This is a genomic window from Cardiobacterium valvarum (assembly GCF_900460955.1).
GTDB lineage: Bacteria > Pseudomonadota > Gammaproteobacteria > Cardiobacteriales > Cardiobacteriaceae > Cardiobacterium > Cardiobacterium valvarum.
On the sequence record NZ_UFUW01000001.1, the window covers coordinates 861,048 to 876,277 of the forward strand.

17 protein-coding genes are annotated in these 15,230 nt (G+C 61.1%); all 17 read left to right on the forward strand.

What is annotated here, in order from left to right:
• The 17 genes from DY250_RS04155 (at position 1) to DY250_RS04230 (ending at position 15,018) form a co-directional block, all read left to right on the forward strand.
• Positions 1-3,612, forward strand: a complete 3,612-nt coding sequence (locus DY250_RS04155; RefSeq protein WP_115611062.1) for a hypothetical protein — start codon at positions 1-3, stop codon at positions 3,610-3,612.
• A gap of 8 nt (positions 3,613-3,620) precedes the next feature.
• Positions 3,621-4,472, forward strand: coding sequence for a hypothetical protein (locus tag DY250_RS04160; RefSeq protein ID WP_115611064.1), 852 nt, complete (start codon positions 3,621-3,623; stop codon positions 4,470-4,472).
• A 1-nt stretch (position 4,473) separates the two neighbouring features.
• Positions 4,474-4,791, forward strand: coding sequence for a hypothetical protein (locus DY250_RS04165; protein ID WP_115611066.1), 318 nt, complete (start codon positions 4,474-4,476; stop codon positions 4,789-4,791).
• On the forward strand, positions 4,782-6,578 hold the full coding sequence (locus DY250_RS14505; RefSeq protein WP_245951022.1) for a hypothetical protein: 1,797 nt from the start codon (positions 4,782-4,784) through the stop codon (positions 6,576-6,578). The genes DY250_RS04165 and DY250_RS14505 overlap by 10 nt, the downstream gene beginning before the upstream one ends.
• A gap of 1 nt (position 6,579) precedes the next feature.
• On the forward strand, positions 6,580-6,807 hold the full coding sequence (locus DY250_RS04175; protein WP_115611068.1) for a hypothetical protein: 228 nt from the start codon (positions 6,580-6,582) through the stop codon (positions 6,805-6,807).
• Between the two features lie 212 nt (positions 6,808-7,019).
• On the forward strand, positions 7,020-7,298 hold the full coding sequence (locus DY250_RS04180; RefSeq protein WP_172542191.1) for a putative holin: 279 nt from the start codon (positions 7,020-7,022) through the stop codon (positions 7,296-7,298).
• 2 nt (positions 7,299-7,300) lie between these two features.
• Positions 7,301-7,921 (forward strand): transglycosylase SLT domain-containing protein, encoded by a 621-nt coding sequence (locus tag DY250_RS04185; RefSeq protein ID WP_115611072.1) that lies wholly within the window; start codon positions 7,301-7,303, stop codon positions 7,919-7,921.
• Positions 7,903-8,211 (forward strand): hypothetical protein, encoded by a 309-nt coding sequence (locus DY250_RS04190; RefSeq protein WP_115611074.1) that lies wholly within the window; start codon positions 7,903-7,905, stop codon positions 8,209-8,211. The genes DY250_RS04185 and DY250_RS04190 overlap by 19 nt, the downstream gene beginning before the upstream one ends.
• The gene (gene lysC / locus DY250_RS13610; protein WP_147293445.1) at positions 8,208-8,480 is read left to right on the forward strand and encodes an Rz1-like lysis system protein LysC; all 273 of its coding nucleotides are present in this window, start codon (positions 8,208-8,210) and stop codon (positions 8,478-8,480) included. The genes DY250_RS04190 and lysC overlap by 4 nt, the downstream gene beginning before the upstream one ends.
• The gene (locus tag DY250_RS04195; RefSeq protein WP_115611076.1) at positions 8,423-8,731 is read left to right on the forward strand and encodes a TraR/DksA family transcriptional regulator; all 309 of its coding nucleotides are present in this window, start codon (positions 8,423-8,425) and stop codon (positions 8,729-8,731) included. Before lysC ends, DY250_RS04195 begins: the two co-directional genes overlap by 58 nt.
• Positions 8,732-8,742: 11 nt before the next feature.
• Positions 8,743-9,090, forward strand: a complete 348-nt coding sequence (locus DY250_RS04200) for a DUF2730 family protein (RefSeq protein ID WP_172542193.1) — start codon at positions 8,743-8,745, stop codon at positions 9,088-9,090.
• Positions 9,087-9,404 carry a VpaChn25_0724 family phage protein gene (locus DY250_RS04205; RefSeq protein ID WP_115611080.1) on the forward strand — a complete coding sequence of 106 codons (318 nt, stop codon included), beginning with the start codon at positions 9,087-9,089 and terminating at the stop codon, positions 9,402-9,404. Before DY250_RS04200 ends, DY250_RS04205 begins: the two co-directional genes overlap by 4 nt.
• The gene (locus DY250_RS04210) at positions 9,404-9,943 is read left to right on the forward strand and encodes a DUF3486 family protein (protein ID WP_115611081.1); all 540 of its coding nucleotides are present in this window, start codon (positions 9,404-9,406) and stop codon (positions 9,941-9,943) included. The genes DY250_RS04205 and DY250_RS04210 overlap by 1 nt, the downstream gene beginning before the upstream one ends.
• A gap of 2 nt (positions 9,944-9,945) precedes the next feature.
• Entirely contained in the window at positions 9,946-11,388 is a 1,443-nt protein-coding gene (locus DY250_RS04215) for a terminase large subunit domain-containing protein (RefSeq protein ID WP_115611083.1), read from the forward strand.
• Between the two features lie 9 nt (positions 11,389-11,397).
• Positions 11,398-12,879, forward strand: coding sequence for a DUF935 domain-containing protein (locus tag DY250_RS04220; protein WP_115611085.1), 1,482 nt, complete (start codon positions 11,398-11,400; stop codon positions 12,877-12,879).
• On the forward strand, positions 12,876-14,132 hold the full coding sequence (locus tag DY250_RS04225; protein WP_115611087.1) for a phage head morphogenesis protein: 1,257 nt from the start codon (positions 12,876-12,878) through the stop codon (positions 14,130-14,132). Before DY250_RS04220 ends, DY250_RS04225 begins: the two co-directional genes overlap by 4 nt.
• A gap of 427 nt (positions 14,133-14,559) precedes the next feature.
• Positions 14,560-15,018, forward strand: a complete 459-nt coding sequence (locus tag DY250_RS04230; protein WP_218565532.1) for a phage virion morphogenesis protein — start codon at positions 14,560-14,562, stop codon at positions 15,016-15,018.
• Positions 15,019-15,230: the final 212 nt, after the last annotated feature.

Below are 15,230 nucleotides of genomic sequence, written 5' to 3' on the forward strand. Positions count from 1 at the left end.
ATGCCACAAAAACACACCGCCCTCACCAAACAGAACCTGCAAATCTATCCGACCGAACGCCTCACCGATGCCGACGACGGCGGCGGGCTGATGGTCAAGGACGCGCTCACCGGACGCGAGAACGAGCTGTTTACGCCCATTTCCGACGTCGCCCGCACCATCGGCGCCTTCAACGCGCGCTCGGTGCATGGCGCGGTGCGCGTTGCCGATAACATCCCGCTTGGCGGCGCGCACATGATTATCTCGCGCCCGCCGAAAGCGGAGAACGTCAGCTACCTGCTTTATCGCGGTGTCCGCTACGGCGAGGTGCGCCGCGACATCATCAAGCGCATTGCCGCCTACTCGGTGGCGACGATTGAATCGCGCATGACCCTGCTCTCGACGCAATCGCAGGGTTCGCGCATCGTCCAGGCCTATCAGCGCCCCGGCGAGCCGCTGCCGCTGATTGGTGATGTGTACTGCCTGCGCCAGGACAAGGCGGGCTATCCCGCCATTGAGCAGTATGTGCAGGTCATCCGCGTATCGTCCGAAGACCGTACCTTTACCACGCACGACGGCATTGATTTTGTGCGCACGGTCGTCAAGATGGAGACCTCGACCGCCCTCACCCATGATTTTGTTGGTGCCGAGGCACCGCAGCGCAACTACATCGACAACCCCTGCAAAATCCGTGAGACCCACGTCGCCGACGGGGCGCAGTATTACGGGGTCAAGCCGTTGGCCGCCGCCATCAAGGCACAGGCACAGAGCTTGCGCGTCTCCTCGCTGATGGAAAAGCTGGTACCCACCAGTCAGATTGAAACGTCGCTGGTGGATCTCACCGCCGCCGGCGAGAAGCAAATCCTTTTTGACGCCGCGCGCGAGGAAGACCGCATTAACGGCAACCTGTCGCTGAACAAGGGGGCGGTGGTCTATACGCGGCGCGCCATCCTCCCCGGCAGCCTGCGCCTGGTCGTTGGCGGTGTTGATGCGCGCGACAGCGGCGGCGTCATCAGCAGCGCCGGCAACGACATCGGCACCGTCGATTACGCCGCCGGACGCATCACGATTGACGAGAACCTCGGCAGCGGCTGGACGCTGTACAGCCGCCCCGCTGCCGAGTATCTGCAAGTAGCGGATACGGCGGCGATAGCCGTATCGACGGGGACACGCTCCTACAACTACGTGATGACCATCAACCCCGCCCCGGCGCCGGGCAGCCTGCAAGTCTCCTACCGTGCGCAGGGCCGCTGGTATGACCTGCGCGACAACGGCACCGGTGCCCTGCGCGGCATCAGCGCCGCACACGGCAGCGGCGCGGTTGATTACCGCAGCGGCACCGTCACCATCACCTGCGGCGAGCTGCCCGATGTCGGCTCCGAAATCCTCTACGCCTGGGGCAGTCCGGCCACCGCCAAGAACCGCAGCGACAGCACCCCCGCTGTCACCATGCTGCTGCAAATGGAGGCGGGTGTCGCGCCCGGCAGCGTCAAACTGAGCTGGACGGACAATGGCGGCAAAGCCGCGCAGGATGACGGCATGGGCAATATCACCGGGGCGTGGACGGGGACGGTGGACTACCGCAGCGGCGACATTACCCTCACCAATTACCCTGGCGGCGAGCAGCATCTCGACGTGAAAGTGGATTACTCAGTGGGCGAGCCGCAGACACAGGAGTTTAAGGCACCGGCGCGCGGGCACGACGGCAACGTCACCCTCAACCTCGCGCAGCGGCAAATCAAGCCGCGCAGCTTTGAGATGACCTTTAACGTGTTGATCGAGGACTACGATCACAAGGTGCAGGAAGGCGAGGCCTACACGCGGCAGGTGGACCCCTACGTCACCGTGCGCGACAACGGCAGCGGCGGCCTGGTCGATGGCAACGGCACGAACTTCGGCAGCATCAACTACGCCACGGGGTCGGTCAAATTCAAACCGGACTACACCACCCGTATCCCCAAACCCATCTACCGCAAGCAGCCGATGGGCGAGCGCATCGTCAGCACCCAGGGCAACCAGCAGACCGTCAAGCCGCTTTACCGCCTTGTCTTTGCCGGGTTTGAATACATCAATGCCCTTGCCAGTGCGCCGATTGACGACAGCTTTGTGGTGACGGTGCGCTATCGCGGCCAGCAAAGTGAGGACGCGCGTACGAAACAGGCGACCAGCGGCGTCTTGCGTGTGGATCTGCTGCCCACCTTGCACGAGCGCGTTGTCCCCGGCAGCGTCTGCTTCACCAGCGGCAGCGAGACCTACTTTGACCGCCGGGGCGAACTCTACTACCGCCTCAATCCCGCCACCGGTGCCGCCACCAAAGCGGGCAGCATCAACTACGAGACCGGCATTGCCGTGGTCGAACTGGCCGAAGGCAGCGCGGTGCGTCTGCTGGCCCTGGCGGGGACGGTCAAGGGCAACCCGGTGGACGAGGCGGTGTGGCGTATCCCCTCGGCACCGGTGCGCCCGGCCTCGCTGCACATCACCGCTACCCCGCTCACCGGCGGCCAGCTCAGTGTGCGCGCGGATGCGGGCGGCAAGATTGAGGGCAGCAATATCGAGGGCAGCATTGACTACGAAACGGGCGTGGTGCGGGTGCGCTTTGGCCGCCTGGTCACCGCCGCCGGGAATGAGGGCAAATACTGGTACAACCCCGACGCGGTAGAGAACGGCAAAATCTGGGAACCTATCCCGGTCTATGCCGACACCATCACCTACTCGGCGGTCAGCTACGCCTACCTGCCGCTGGATACCTCCATCATCGGCATCGACGCCGTGCGTCTGCCCGCCGACGGGCGGGTGCCCATCTTCAGAAGGGGGGACATGATTGTCATCGGTCACCGTCTCGAAGACGACCTCGGCAGCGCCCACACCGCCGGACAAACCGTGCAGCTCAGCCGTAACGATCTGGACGATATCTGCCTGCGCGACGCGAAAGGGGTGCCGATTGAGGCCAAGTGGTACGACTATGACCTGCAAAGCGGGAAAATCACCTGGGCGACGCCGCTTGACCTCTCCGCCTACACCCTGCCGATCAAGGCAGGCCATAGCCGCGAGGAGGAGAACCGCATCATGGTCGCCGACATCGACGGCACGTTGACGCTGCAATTCCCGGTGGCGCGTGACTATCCCGCCGGTGAGACCTATATCTCCTCCGCCCTGATTGGTGGCGACCTGCAATGCCGCGTCTCGCCGCCGTTCTCGCAAAAGACCTTCGACAACGTCTGGGCGGACGAGCCCAGGGGCGACACCATCGCCGCCAAGCTGAACAGCAAGGATTACCCCTTCCGCCTCACTGATGACGGCGCCGTCACCGACCGCTGGGCAATCGTCTTCAAGGACGGCAACCAGTTTGAGTTGTTCAGCGAAGCGGTCGGCTTTGTCGGCAAGTTTGACACGCTCTCCGACCTTGCCCCTATCAACCCCGCCACCGACAAGCCTTATTTTGTCCTGCCGAAAGGGGCGTTTGGTATCAACAACGGCGCCAGTGCCTGGGCCTACGGCAACACCATCCGCTTTAATAGCTATGGCACCCACATGGGCGTGTGGATACTGCGCGCGGTGCAGCCGTCCGCCAAGCGGCAGAACACCACGGACGGCTTTATGGTCTGTCTCAGAGGCAACACCACCGAGATTTAGGAGGCAACATGTACGTCAACAATATCGAAATGCCGGTCACGCTCTATCTCTCCAGCGATGACCAGGCGCCGGTGCTCACCAACGCCAACCTTAGCGTCATCCTCAAAGCCTGCCTCGTCACCGGTTACGGCAGCAAGACGGGTGCGGGCTGGACCATGCCCTACGAAGACGCCGCCCGCAATACCCGTGTCTTTGCCCCCAAGCACGCGGGCGAACTCGACAGCTATCTGCGCATCAAGGATAACGGCAGCGGGAACAGTACCGTGCAGGCGTATCGCGAGATGACGGGCATTGACGCCGGGGAAAAAATCCTCGAATTAGCCAGTCCCTACGAATACGGACGCAATAACCTGGATGGGCGCTGGGCCGTCATTGCCTCAGCACGCAGCGTAGTCGTGTGGATATACAGCGGTTACAGCACCGGTGGACACATCGGCCAGATGCTGTTTTACGGCGACACCGCAAGCGCTCACGACGGCAGCCGTTGCCTGCTGCTGGCGCACAGCGGCGGGAGTTATCGTGACGGTTCGACGAGCAGCCTGTTTCACTATGACAGTGCCGACGCCGGCGCCAAAGCGCGAAGCTACCGCGACGATAACGGGGTAAGAGAACAGGATTTTCTCAGCCTGTTTAGCGTGCCGCGCGAAACAGCAGGGCAATACCTGGCGCCCGTCTATATGCAAAATGGTGCCAATCTCTATCCTGTCCCCGGCATCCACACCAGCACCCGCGCCGCCGATAATCTGACGGAAATCAACGACGACGGCATCCCGTACATCGTCTTGCACAGCTACGGTTATAACAGTCTGTCACGCACCTTTGCGCGCCTGGTCATCCGCACTGACAAATGGCGTTACTGACATGCTGCTCGAACCGCATTACATCCCCGACCACCGGGGCTACTTCGCCGGCCAGGACGACGGCATCGTCACCGTCGCGGGTCAGGGGGCTGTGGGCAACCTCTACGTCTTTGATGCGAGGACGATGCTGCTGGTACAGCGCGCCCGCTCGCTGGCAAGCGGCCATTACCTCGTGCCCTACCTTGACCCGGCGCGGCGTTACGTCCTCATGGCGCGGCACCCGCAAGGGCATTATGAGCCAGTCTGCTACGACCAGCTGCGCCCGGCCAATAACCTGACTATCTCTGAACAGCGCGAGGTATGGCGCGCATGGCAATAGACGTCAGCAAACTGCCGATCAGCTTTGTCACCCGCACCGGCAAACAGGCATCAAATAAACTGCCGCTGCCGTTTACCCGCCGCGTGGGCGACGCACCCGGCCCGAAGCCACAGCCAAAATGGGTGAAAATCAGTGGCTGCGCCAGCGTGGCGACGGCGCCGACGCTGGACGTCACCACCTGCCTCGACCAGCACAACCGCGTCGTCCCCGTCGCTACCTGCCTGTCCGCGAACCACACGCCCATGCTGGATGTGGTGCGCTGCATGATGTTTACCGTCGCAGGATTACCGTCACTCACCGCCTGCACCCAGGCCGCCACCACACCGACCTACCGCCTCGCCACCTGCCTGCCCGTCACCCTCAACGCCTACCCGCGCATGGGCAACTGCGCCATACCGACGGTCGGCACTGCGCCACCGCTTGCCAACTGCGCGAGCGCCATGCAGCCGGGCAACCCCCTGCTCCAAGGCTGCAAAACGCCGCGCATCACCATCGCGCCGCCGCTTGTCAACTGCCACCGCCAGCACGGCTGGGGGTTGCCACTGGCCCATTGCCACAGCCTGCGCTACCAGCGCGCCGTGCGTCCACCCTGCGAGTATTACCCCATCCCGCTACCGCCACCGCCGCCGGACGTCTCGCCCTGCCGGGTGCGACCGCCATCGCACCGCCTGCCGTTGCCCTTTACCCGGCGCCGCGTCAATCGCGACCCCAGCCGCCTGCCCCTGCCGCTGCGCTGCTGGCACGACAGCGACACCACCGACCTGCCCACCCTGCCCGGATACATCATGCACAACAAAATCAGCGCCGAATTTAACGGCCAGACCTTACAAATCCTCGCCCTTACCCTCAAAGCCGACACCGACGGCTACTGCTGGCAGGGCGACCTCACCCTTGCCCCCGCCGATTTTGCCAAGCTGCAAATGGACACCCGCCAAGCGGGCGACGAAGCCGTCATCACCCTGCGCATCAACCACCAGCGCTGGGACATCTTGGCGGAGGACTATCGCGACACGCGGCGCTTCATCGGCCACAGCTACACCATCACGGGCAGATCCATCACCGCCAAACTGGGCGCGGACTACACACAAGGGCGGCATATCAAATACGAGCAAAGCCGCTACGCGCGGCAGATTGCCGACGAGCAGTTGCAGCCAACGCCCTACACCATCGCGGGCTGGGACGCGGTGGACTGGCTCGTCCCAGGCGACAACTACACCGTGAGCGGGCAAACCCCGATTGCCGTCGTGATGGACATCGCGCAGGCCATTGGTGCCTTTGTCGAGAGCCACCCCTACGAGCCGCAGCTCTTCGTGCGCCCGGTGTGGGTCAAAGCAGCGTGGGAAAAGCCGACACCGGCGCTCACCATCCCGTCCAACCTGATCCTCAGCGTCAGCGGCCAGCGGCGCATCAGCGAACGCTGCAACGGTGTGCGTGTGGTCGGCAAAGGCAGTACGGCCAAAGGCGCGCTGGTCTGGCGTGAAGGCACCGACCAAACCCCGGAAGCGGCGCTACGCGAACACGCCCTCTACACCGACGAAACCGCACACCGTGCCGCAGGCATCCATGCCCTGTCCGAAACCGGAACGCACAAAATCGAGACCGTCACCTTGCCTTGGGCAGAAAAATACCAACTGCCGCTGGCAAGCCTCGGCGCAGTGTGGGCATTTACAGAGAACGGCAGCACATGGCAGGGCGTCATCAAGGGCATCCAGGTCGAAGTGACGCTGGACAACAACGCGCCGGTGGTCACGCAAACCCTCACCATTGACCGCTACATGGGGGACTAACATGAACATCCGCCAGCAATTTGAGAGCTTGCTCAACCCCAAACGGCGCATGACCGCGAAAATCACCGGCGGCAAAGGCGCAAACGTATGGGTGGCCGAAACCCCGACCGGCGCTGTGGTCGTCCTCACCGGACAAGGACAAACCGGGCAAAACGTGTACTACAACGCTTACACGCTGGAGATTGAGGGTGAGGCCCCGGCGGTGACGTGGGCGGAAATCAAGGTGTGATCAGGTGCCGTGTGGGCGTTTCCTGTTTTTTCTCCTCAAATGAGGCGATGATGCGCTTGCTCGCTGTGGCACAATAAACAGGTACCGTTCCAAAGTACCTACCCATCCACAATACCTATTGCGGCCAAGCCGCAAATCCCAAACTAGTCTAATCGCCGCTTGCAGCGGCGTTTTTTATGCTTGCCCCGTCATCAACCAAGCACGAGGTAATCATGAAAAAGCTCATCGACAAAATGGCCGTGTGGCACATCGGCAGTATCATCCTACTGGCGGTTCTCGCCATCATCGCACCGCAGCAAATAGGCTTGCTGTTGCTCAAAGCAGCTTACGTCACTATCGCCCTGGCGCTCGGCTACTACGCTGACCGCACCATATTTGCCCGTTACCGTCCATTCGAGATGCGTAAGGACGACATTGTCTTTGCCGCCGTCATGCTGCGGCGTGCCATCGTCGTTGCTGCCGTTGTATTGGCCTTCGCCATCGGGATGTAACCATGCGTATTGCTTGCTTCCTTGCACTTGTCATCGCAGCAGCCGGATGTCATACGGCATCCGCTGCTGATGATTGGCAGGGACGTGCCAAGGCCTACCAGCGCGCCCTCATCCGCGAGGCGCGGCTGGAACTGGGCCTCAACGCCCCCATCCCTCTCTTCGCCGGACAAATCCACCAGGAATCCCTATGGCGACCAGATGCCCGTTCTGCCTATGCCAACGGTCTCACCCAATTTACCCCCGAAACCGAGGCATGGATTAAGACCGTCTTCCCGCAAGAACTGGGCGTAGGTAATGCCTTTAACCCACAGTGGGCCATCCGCGCCTTGGTCAAATACGACCATTGGCTCTATCAACACATCAAGGCCGCCAATGACTGCGAGCGCTGGGCGATGACCCTCTCGGCGTACAACGGCGGCCTCGGCTGGCTGCAGCGTGACCAGCGTCTGACTGCGCAACGTGGCGGCAACCCCGCCTACTGGTGGGGAAGCGTTGAGCGCTACAGCCGCCGCGCCAAATGGGCCATCAAAGAGAACCGTGGCTACCCGCGCGCCATCATCTATGCACATCAGCCGCACTATCTCGGTTGGGGAGGGGTACGCGTATGCGCGCCACAATCATGATCGGGCTCTTGCTGGGGTTGGGCATCGCCGGGCTGGGGATGCGTGTTAACCACTTGAACGATGCCCTGAATACAGCCAAACAGGAGCGTGATGCTGTGCAGGCCGCCTATCAGGCGCTAGCCGAGCAGCATCAGGCAAGCGATGAGGCCTATCAGGCACTCCTTGCAACCCAGTCACAAATAGATGCACGGCATCGCCCCATCATCCGCCGCATACAGCAGGCCCCCACCGGGGACGATGCCCCGCTGTCGCCAGTCTTGCGGCAGACTTTGCAGGAGCTTACACCATGACCCGCCTGTTGCTTTGTCTTTTGCTGGCGGGCTGTGCGCATGAACGCATCGTCTATCGACCTGTCCCCGTCCCTGCCGGGCTGTTACAGCCAGTTACGCATCCCATCATCCCCGACCCGCAGACTGCGACCCAGCGCGACGTGGCGCTGCTGCTGATAGAGCAGCATCAGACGCTCGCCGTGTATCGCGCGCGCCTCGCCGCCATTGCCACATGGAGCCACCATTGGACCCCGCCGACCAAGCCGATATCACCATCGAGCAAACGTTAAATGCCGGCCTTGCCAAACTGCACGCCGCTGCCAGCGGGCACGGGCAGGCCGTATGCGCCGACTGTGGCGAGCCTATACCGGCAGCGCGGCGGCAGGCCTTCCCTGCTGCCATCCGCTGCATTGAATGTCAGGAAATTTTTGAAAGGTTTCAACACACAGGGGAAGCGCGCCGCGCAACCCTGAACGCAAGGGAAGGCACCCCCCACAGGGCAGGATTATCCGCCATAAATGGCAAAGTTTGGAAACCATGAAAGAGGTTCTGATGAATATCAACATCCCATTTTGGAAATTTGTCTTTGATTTGATTCAGACGATGTTCACCGTCGGCATCGCCATCTACGTCTGGATTGTGGCCAAGCACAAGGCCAACGCCAGCCGCATCAACGCACTCGAAGATAAAACCACTGCCGATATACACGAAGTTACACAGCGGTTAACCGTAATTGAAACCAAGGTTGAACAAATGCCTGACCGCACCGCTATCGGCAACATTCACCGCCGCCTCGACGAACAGGCGAAAACCCTGCACAAACTGGAGGGAACCCTGGAAGGCGTCAACAACACAAGCTGCCTCATCCTCGAAGCACTGCTTAAAGGAGAAAAATCATGATGCAGGACATCCAGCATAGTTATAACCGCCGCGCCATCCTCTCGGCTCTGGTCTATGACAGCGACTACCGCCTCTCGCTCGACATGCTCGACCTTATCCTCGAAGCCGCCGGGCAGGCTATCACCCGTGACCGCTTGGAAAACGAGGTGCTGTGGCTTGAAGAACAGGGCCTGGTGACGCGCCTCTATCCTGCACCCGGCCTCACCGTTGCGGCGCTCACCGACCGGGGGCTCGAAATCGCACGCGGTAAGGCACGCGCGCACGGCATCCGCGACCTGCGCCCCTCCGAAATCAGCGAAATGGCCGCACGCTGATGGCGCAAAGCAGCATCAAATCCCTGCCACCGGCGCTGCTCGAACAGTTGCAGGGCTGGCTGCGCGATCCGGCCATTACGCAAACAGAGGCAACCGAGCGTCTGAACGCTGTGCTGGCCGAGCTTGGCGAAAAGCCGCGCAGCAAGAGTGCCGTCAACCGCTACGCGCTACAAATGCAGGAAATCGGCGCCAAAATCCAGCAGTCACGGGAAATCGCCGACATGTGGGTGGCGAAATTCGGCAATGCACCGCAGGGCAAGGTGGGCATACTGCTGAATGAAGTGGTGCGCAACCTCGCATTTAATACGGCGTTGCAATTATCCGAAGGCGAAGAGCCGCCCCATCCAGCTCTGCTCAAAGACTTGGCACAAGCCATCGAAAAACTGGAGCGGGCATCCACGATTAACGAAAAACGGCAGCAGGAAATTGAGCGTGCCGCCCTAGCCAAAGCTGCCGCAGATGTCGAAGCCACCGCCAAATCACAGGGCCTTTCGGATGAAGCGGTCGAACTCATCAAGCAAAAAATCTTGGGGGGTTAAGTATGGCCGGCGTCCTTTTGCCCTACCAGATGCAGTGGATTAACGACCCGACGCCGGTGCGCGTGTACGAAAAATCACGCCGCATCGGCATCAGCTGGTCCACCGCCGCCGAGGCCGCGCTGGTTGCTGCGGCGCAATCCGGCATGGACGTGTGGTACATCGGCTACAACAAGGACATGGCCGAAGAATTTATCCGCGATGCAACCGACTGGATCAAGCATTACCAGCTGGTCGCGGAAGCCGTGGCAGAAGAAATTATCAAGGACGGCGACAAGGACATCCTCACCTTCGTCATTCGCTGCGCCAGCGGCTACCGTATCACCGCCCTGTCCAGTCGTCCCTCCAACCTGCGCGGCAAACAGGGCTACGTCATCATTGACGAGGCCGCCTTCCACGACCAGCTCGACGAACTCATCAAAGCCGCCATTGCCCTGCTGATGTGGGGCGGCAAAGTCGCCATCATCAGTACCCACGACGGCGTGGACAACCCCTTCAACCAGCTCTGCGAAGACATCCGCGCTGGCAGGAAACCCTACGCCCTGCACAAAACCACCTTTGACGATGCCGTCGCCGACGGCCTCTATCGCCGCATTTGCCAAGTACGCAAACAGGCATGGACGGCGGCAGGCGAGGCGGCATGGGTGGCGGATATGTACGAACAATATGGCGACGCCGCTGACGAGGAACTCCGCGTCATCCCCTCAAATAGCGGCGGTGCCGTCCTCTCGCGTGCCCTGCTCGAACTGCGCACCGAGGCTGTGCCCGTGCTACGCCTCGCCAAGCACGACAGCTGGACCGAATACGCCGAACACCTGCGCGCCGCCGATATCGCTGACTGGTGCGCCACCGAACTGCTACCGTTGCTGGAAACCCTGGACGGCGGACAGGAGCACGTTTTTGGTATGGACTTCGCCCGCCACGGCGACTTGTCCGTCCTCGTGCCGCTGGCCATTGCTGATGACACCCGCCGTCACGCGCCGTTTGTGGTCGAGCTGCGCAACATCCCGCACGCGCAGCAGCGGCAAATTGTCTTCTACCTGCTCGACCGCCTGCCGCGCCTCACTGCTGCTTGGTTCGATGCCACCGGTAATGGCGAATATCTCGCCGAAACCGCCGCTGACCGCTACGGCAGACGCGTCAATCCGGTCAAGCTCAACAACCAGTGGTACGGCGAGCATATGCCGCCCTTTGTTGCCGCCTTCGAGGACGACTTGCTGCGCATCCCGCGCGACGCCGACATCCTCGACGACCTGCGCGCCCTCGAACGTATTGACGGCATCATCAAACTGGGCAAGCGCCGTACCGGACGCAGCCACGATCGCCACGGCGACGCCGCCATCGCCCTCTGCCTTGCCTACGCAGCATCCAGGAGCGACACCGTCCTGCCCGTCGAAGTCGCCATCGAAGACCAATCCGCCTACATCAGCCCATATCAGGATTACTAGGAGCCTCCCGTGGCCAAGAGAAATAAACCGCGCCCCAATCAAACCCGCAACGACAAGGCACTGGCCAAACCCACCTCGGCTTCCACCGAGGTGGCCATCGAACGCAACCTGACTACCCTGGAAAGCATCGACAAGGTGCTCACTGACCGCCTTGGCGGCGATAGCAGCGCCTACCGCGATCTGCTCACCGATACCACCGTCACCGGCACATGGACGCAGCGGCAGACGGCGCTAACCAAGATGGAGCGGCAGATTGTCCCCTATGACGCCAACAATGCCGCCGACGTTGAGGCGGCAAAGTTTGTCGAGGCACAGTTGAGCCGCATCAACTTCGACCACATCCTCAAGGCCATGCACTGGGGCGTGTTCTACGGTCTGGCCGTAGGTGAAGCGATGTGGGATATTGAGGACGGCAAGGTAGTTTTGGTCGATGTGCTGGTGCGTGACCGCAGCAAATTCAAATTCGACGTCGAGCAGCAACTGCTCTACACCGGCAACGGCGGGGACGAGGTCATGCCACCGCGCAAATTCTGGACGTTTTCCGCCGGTGGCGATACCACCGACAACCCCTACGGCTTGGGACTGGCGCACTACCTCTACTGGCCGGTGCTCTTCAAAAAGACGAACGTGAAGTTTTGGCTGGTCGGCAACGAAAAAGCCGCCACCTCGGTGCCGCATGGCAGCTTTGACCCGCGCTCGCCCACCGTCGAACGTGATAAACAGCAACTGCTTGCCGCCCTGGTCGGCATCAAGAATGCCGCCGCGACAGTGACACCGCTGGGCACGACGATTGAATTGCTCAAGGGAGAATCCGGCAGCGCCGACTACAAGACCCTCTGCACCTACATGGACGAGGCCATTGCGCTTGTCACCCTCGGCCAGGTCATGACCTCGCAGGCTGTCGGTGGGCAATACAAGGCTGAAGTGCAAAACGAAGTCAAGCAGGACATCATCAAGGCTGACGCCGACCTGCTCTGTGCCTCGTTTAACGCCAGCATTGCCACATGGCTCACCGAGTGGAATTTTCCGGGGGCGCACCCACCGAAGCTGTGGCTGCGTACGGAAGAAGTCAAGGATACCGCCACCATCGCCGCCACTTACGCCAAGCTGGCCGTCCTCGGCTACCGCCCGACACTGGAGACCATTGAGGAGACCTTTGGCGGCAAATGGGAAACCATGCAGCCGGTGGCATCAAGCCAAGCCGGAGAATCGGCTACCGACTTTGCCGAAGGAGACGACGAAGCCCCCGATACCGCCGATCACCTCGCCGACCGCCTCGCTCGCGAAATCGCCCCGCACGGGCAGGCGTGGCTGGACAAAATCGCCGCCGAACTCGCCGCATCGGAAACGCTGTTGCAATTCCGTGAGCGGCTGGACGCCCTGGCGCCGCAGCTCTCGCTGGATGATTATGCGGCGGTGCTGGCGCGCGCCTCGACCGCCGCCCATCTTGCCGGGCGCGCTGAAGTGCAGGACGAAGGCAGGGCACCATGACCGTCGCCTACGGCAAACTGCCGTTTGACGAGCAGCTGCGTTTCTTTCGCAACAAGCTGAACATCCCGACTGAAAGCTATGCCGACATCTACGGCGCCGAACACGACCACGCCTTTGTCGTCGCCGGCGCTAACCGCCTCGACCTGCTGGCGGACTTCCGCACCGCCGTGGACAAGGCCATTGCCGACGGCACCACGCTGGAAGAATTCCGCCGCGACTTCGACGCGATCGTCGCCAAATACGGCTGGGAGTACAACGGCGGACGTGACTGGCGCAGCCGCATCATCTACGACACCAACCTGCACAGCAGCTATCAGGCCGGGCGCTACGAACAGCAGCGCGAGGCCAGCCGCTACCGCCCGTACTGGGAATACAAGCACCGCGAGGGACAGCGCCACCCCCGCCCGGAACACGAAGCCTGGGATGGCCTTGTCTTGCACTGCGACGACCCGTGGTGGCAGACGCATTACCCCGTCAATGCCTACGGCTGCAAATGCACGGTCATCGCGCACAACGCACGCAGCCTCGCCAAGCGCGGTCTGAAAGTCGGTACCGCGCCACCGCTGGAATACGAGGACAGAGTCATCGGCAAGAATAGCGCCAACCCGCGCACGGTGCAGGTACCGAAAGGGCTGGACCCCGGCTTTGACCACATCCCCGGTGCCAGCCGCGACAAATCTCCGACACAGTTTTTCTTTGACAAGGCGAAGGGCTTGCCACCGCTGCTCAGTAGCACTTCGGTCTCTTCCCTGTTATCCAATCCCCAGGCACGCGGTATGCTCAACCGTGAAGTCGCGGCAATGGTGGACAAGCTCGTGCGGGATGGCGTATCACGAGGCGCCAGTCTCTCCGTTGGCGCCATCGCGCCGGGCATCATCAAGGCGCTGGATCAGCGCGGCCTGACACCGTCCACATCCGTCATCACCTTGCGCGATCAGGATGTTTTGCACGCGTTACGTCCGGGTAAACACCAGCCCTTGCCAGTGCAATTCTGGCGGGATCTCGCGGATCATTTGATGACCCCGGAACGCGTACTACTGATGAAAAACGAGAATCCGCCGGTGCTGCTTTATGTGTACGACTTGGGCGGGGACAAGGGCAAGATTGCGCTAAAAATGGATTACGACCTTGCAGTCAAAACGCCGCAAGGCAAAAGAAAGGTGAAGGGAAACATTGTGCGCACTGGCTCAATGTTGCTGACACAGGCCGAAATAAACAGCCTCAAAGGAGAAATAGCCATTTGGCAAAAATAAATAGTAACGGGAGCATCAGGACGGGCAGGATTCGAACCTGCACTATGAAGAAAGGCAGCTTGTTGTTTTACCCCGTTGTATAAAACAGCAAACCTTAAGCCAAGCTCCCCACTCACCTTAATTGGGCCCTTCGCCCTAATGCTTGCCTAGAAGTATACGCCAAAAACACACAGGAAATCATGAAGGGCTGCGGTTTGCCTGATTCGAACAGGATCATAGTGGCGATCACTAACCTTTCCAGTAGGAAACCTCCGCAGCCTGTGAATGCGATGCTGTGCCGGGGCGGATTCGAACCACCGTAACCGCACACCAGCCGCGTGAAAGTGCATTCCTGCTTTCAGCGCGTCCTTAAGGTGCCCGTCCCGTCTGCCTGAATGGGGCTCTACGGCGAAGCATCTGCCAGCCATACTACATCCTGAAAAACACCATGCCAACACTCACCATTACCAACCAGCAAATGGTCGCCGCCCTCACCAAGCTCAAGGTGGCGGGATTTCTCGATAAGGCCTTCTTTTCCGCCATCGGTGAGGCACTGATGATTTCCACCGCCGAGCGTTTCGACCGCGAGGAAGCACCGGACGGCACACCGTGGGAACCTCTCTCGCCCAAGTACCGGCAGCGCAAGATGCGGATTTTCGGCGAGGACAAAATCCTGCGCTTGCGCGGCTATCTGCGCGACACCATCCGCTATCAGGCTTCAGATACCGAGTTGCGCCTCGGCAGCAACCGCGTCTATGCCGCCTTGCATCAATTCGGCGGCCATTTCCGCGCCTTCGGTACGCATGATGCCGTCATGCCCGCCCGTCCCTATCTCGGTCTCTCGAACGAAGACCAGCAGGAAATCCTCGACACTGTGCAGGATGCCTTTACGGCCATGACGCCCTGAGCGGCGTTTTCAGGCGTTGTATGGCAAAAGGTGGGCAAGTATTGCCGCGCGTCTGTAAAACGCCGCCTGCCCCATTTAGCAATCGCCGTAAAAGCCCATCCGTCCCGCTTGCGTGACCGGCATTTTAACCATCCGGTTGAAATGGTCGCGTAACTCGCGAAATCCCTGCTGCAATTCCCCAACTTGTCTAGTCGCTGCCCCCATGTGCCGTC

What these genes read in the sequence shown, in the direction of transcription:
- DY250_RS04155 (WP_115611062.1), top strand. Translation starts at nt 1, where the DNA reads ATGCCACAAAAACACACCGCCCTCACCAAACAGAACCTGCAAATCTAT.
- DY250_RS04160 (WP_115611064.1), top strand. Translation starts at nt 3,621, where the DNA reads ATGTACGTCAACAATATCGAAATGCCGGTCACGCTCTATCTCTCCAGC.
- DY250_RS04165 (WP_115611066.1), top strand. Translation starts at nt 4,474, where the DNA reads ATGCTGCTCGAACCGCATTACATCCCCGACCACCGGGGCTACTTCGCC.
- DY250_RS14505 (WP_245951022.1), top strand. Translation starts at nt 4,782, where the DNA reads ATGGCAATAGACGTCAGCAAACTGCCGATCAGCTTTGTCACCCGCACC.
- DY250_RS04175 (WP_115611068.1), top strand. Translation starts at nt 6,580, where the DNA reads ATGAACATCCGCCAGCAATTTGAGAGCTTGCTCAACCCCAAACGGCGC.
- DY250_RS04180 (WP_172542191.1), top strand. Translation starts at nt 7,020, where the DNA reads ATGAAAAAGCTCATCGACAAAATGGCCGTGTGGCACATCGGCAGTATC.
- DY250_RS04185 (WP_115611072.1), top strand. Translation starts at nt 7,301, where the DNA reads ATGCGTATTGCTTGCTTCCTTGCACTTGTCATCGCAGCAGCCGGATGT.
- DY250_RS04190 (WP_115611074.1), top strand. Translation starts at nt 7,903, where the DNA reads ATGCGCGCCACAATCATGATCGGGCTCTTGCTGGGGTTGGGCATCGCC.
- lysC (WP_147293445.1), top strand. Translation starts at nt 8,208, where the DNA reads ATGACCCGCCTGTTGCTTTGTCTTTTGCTGGCGGGCTGTGCGCATGAA.
- DY250_RS04195 (WP_115611076.1), top strand. Translation starts at nt 8,423, where the DNA reads ATGGAGCCACCATTGGACCCCGCCGACCAAGCCGATATCACCATCGAG.
- DY250_RS04200 (WP_172542193.1), top strand. Translation starts at nt 8,743, where the DNA reads ATGAATATCAACATCCCATTTTGGAAATTTGTCTTTGATTTGATTCAG.
- DY250_RS04205 (WP_115611080.1), top strand. Translation starts at nt 9,087, where the DNA reads ATGATGCAGGACATCCAGCATAGTTATAACCGCCGCGCCATCCTCTCG.
- DY250_RS04210 (WP_115611081.1), top strand. Translation starts at nt 9,404, where the DNA reads ATGGCGCAAAGCAGCATCAAATCCCTGCCACCGGCGCTGCTCGAACAG.
- DY250_RS04215 (WP_115611083.1), top strand. Translation starts at nt 9,946, where the DNA reads ATGGCCGGCGTCCTTTTGCCCTACCAGATGCAGTGGATTAACGACCCG.
- DY250_RS04225 (WP_115611087.1), top strand. Translation starts at nt 12,876, where the DNA reads ATGACCGTCGCCTACGGCAAACTGCCGTTTGACGAGCAGCTGCGTTTC.
- DY250_RS04230 (WP_218565532.1), top strand. Translation starts at nt 14,560, where the DNA reads ATGCCAACACTCACCATTACCAACCAGCAAATGGTCGCCGCCCTCACC.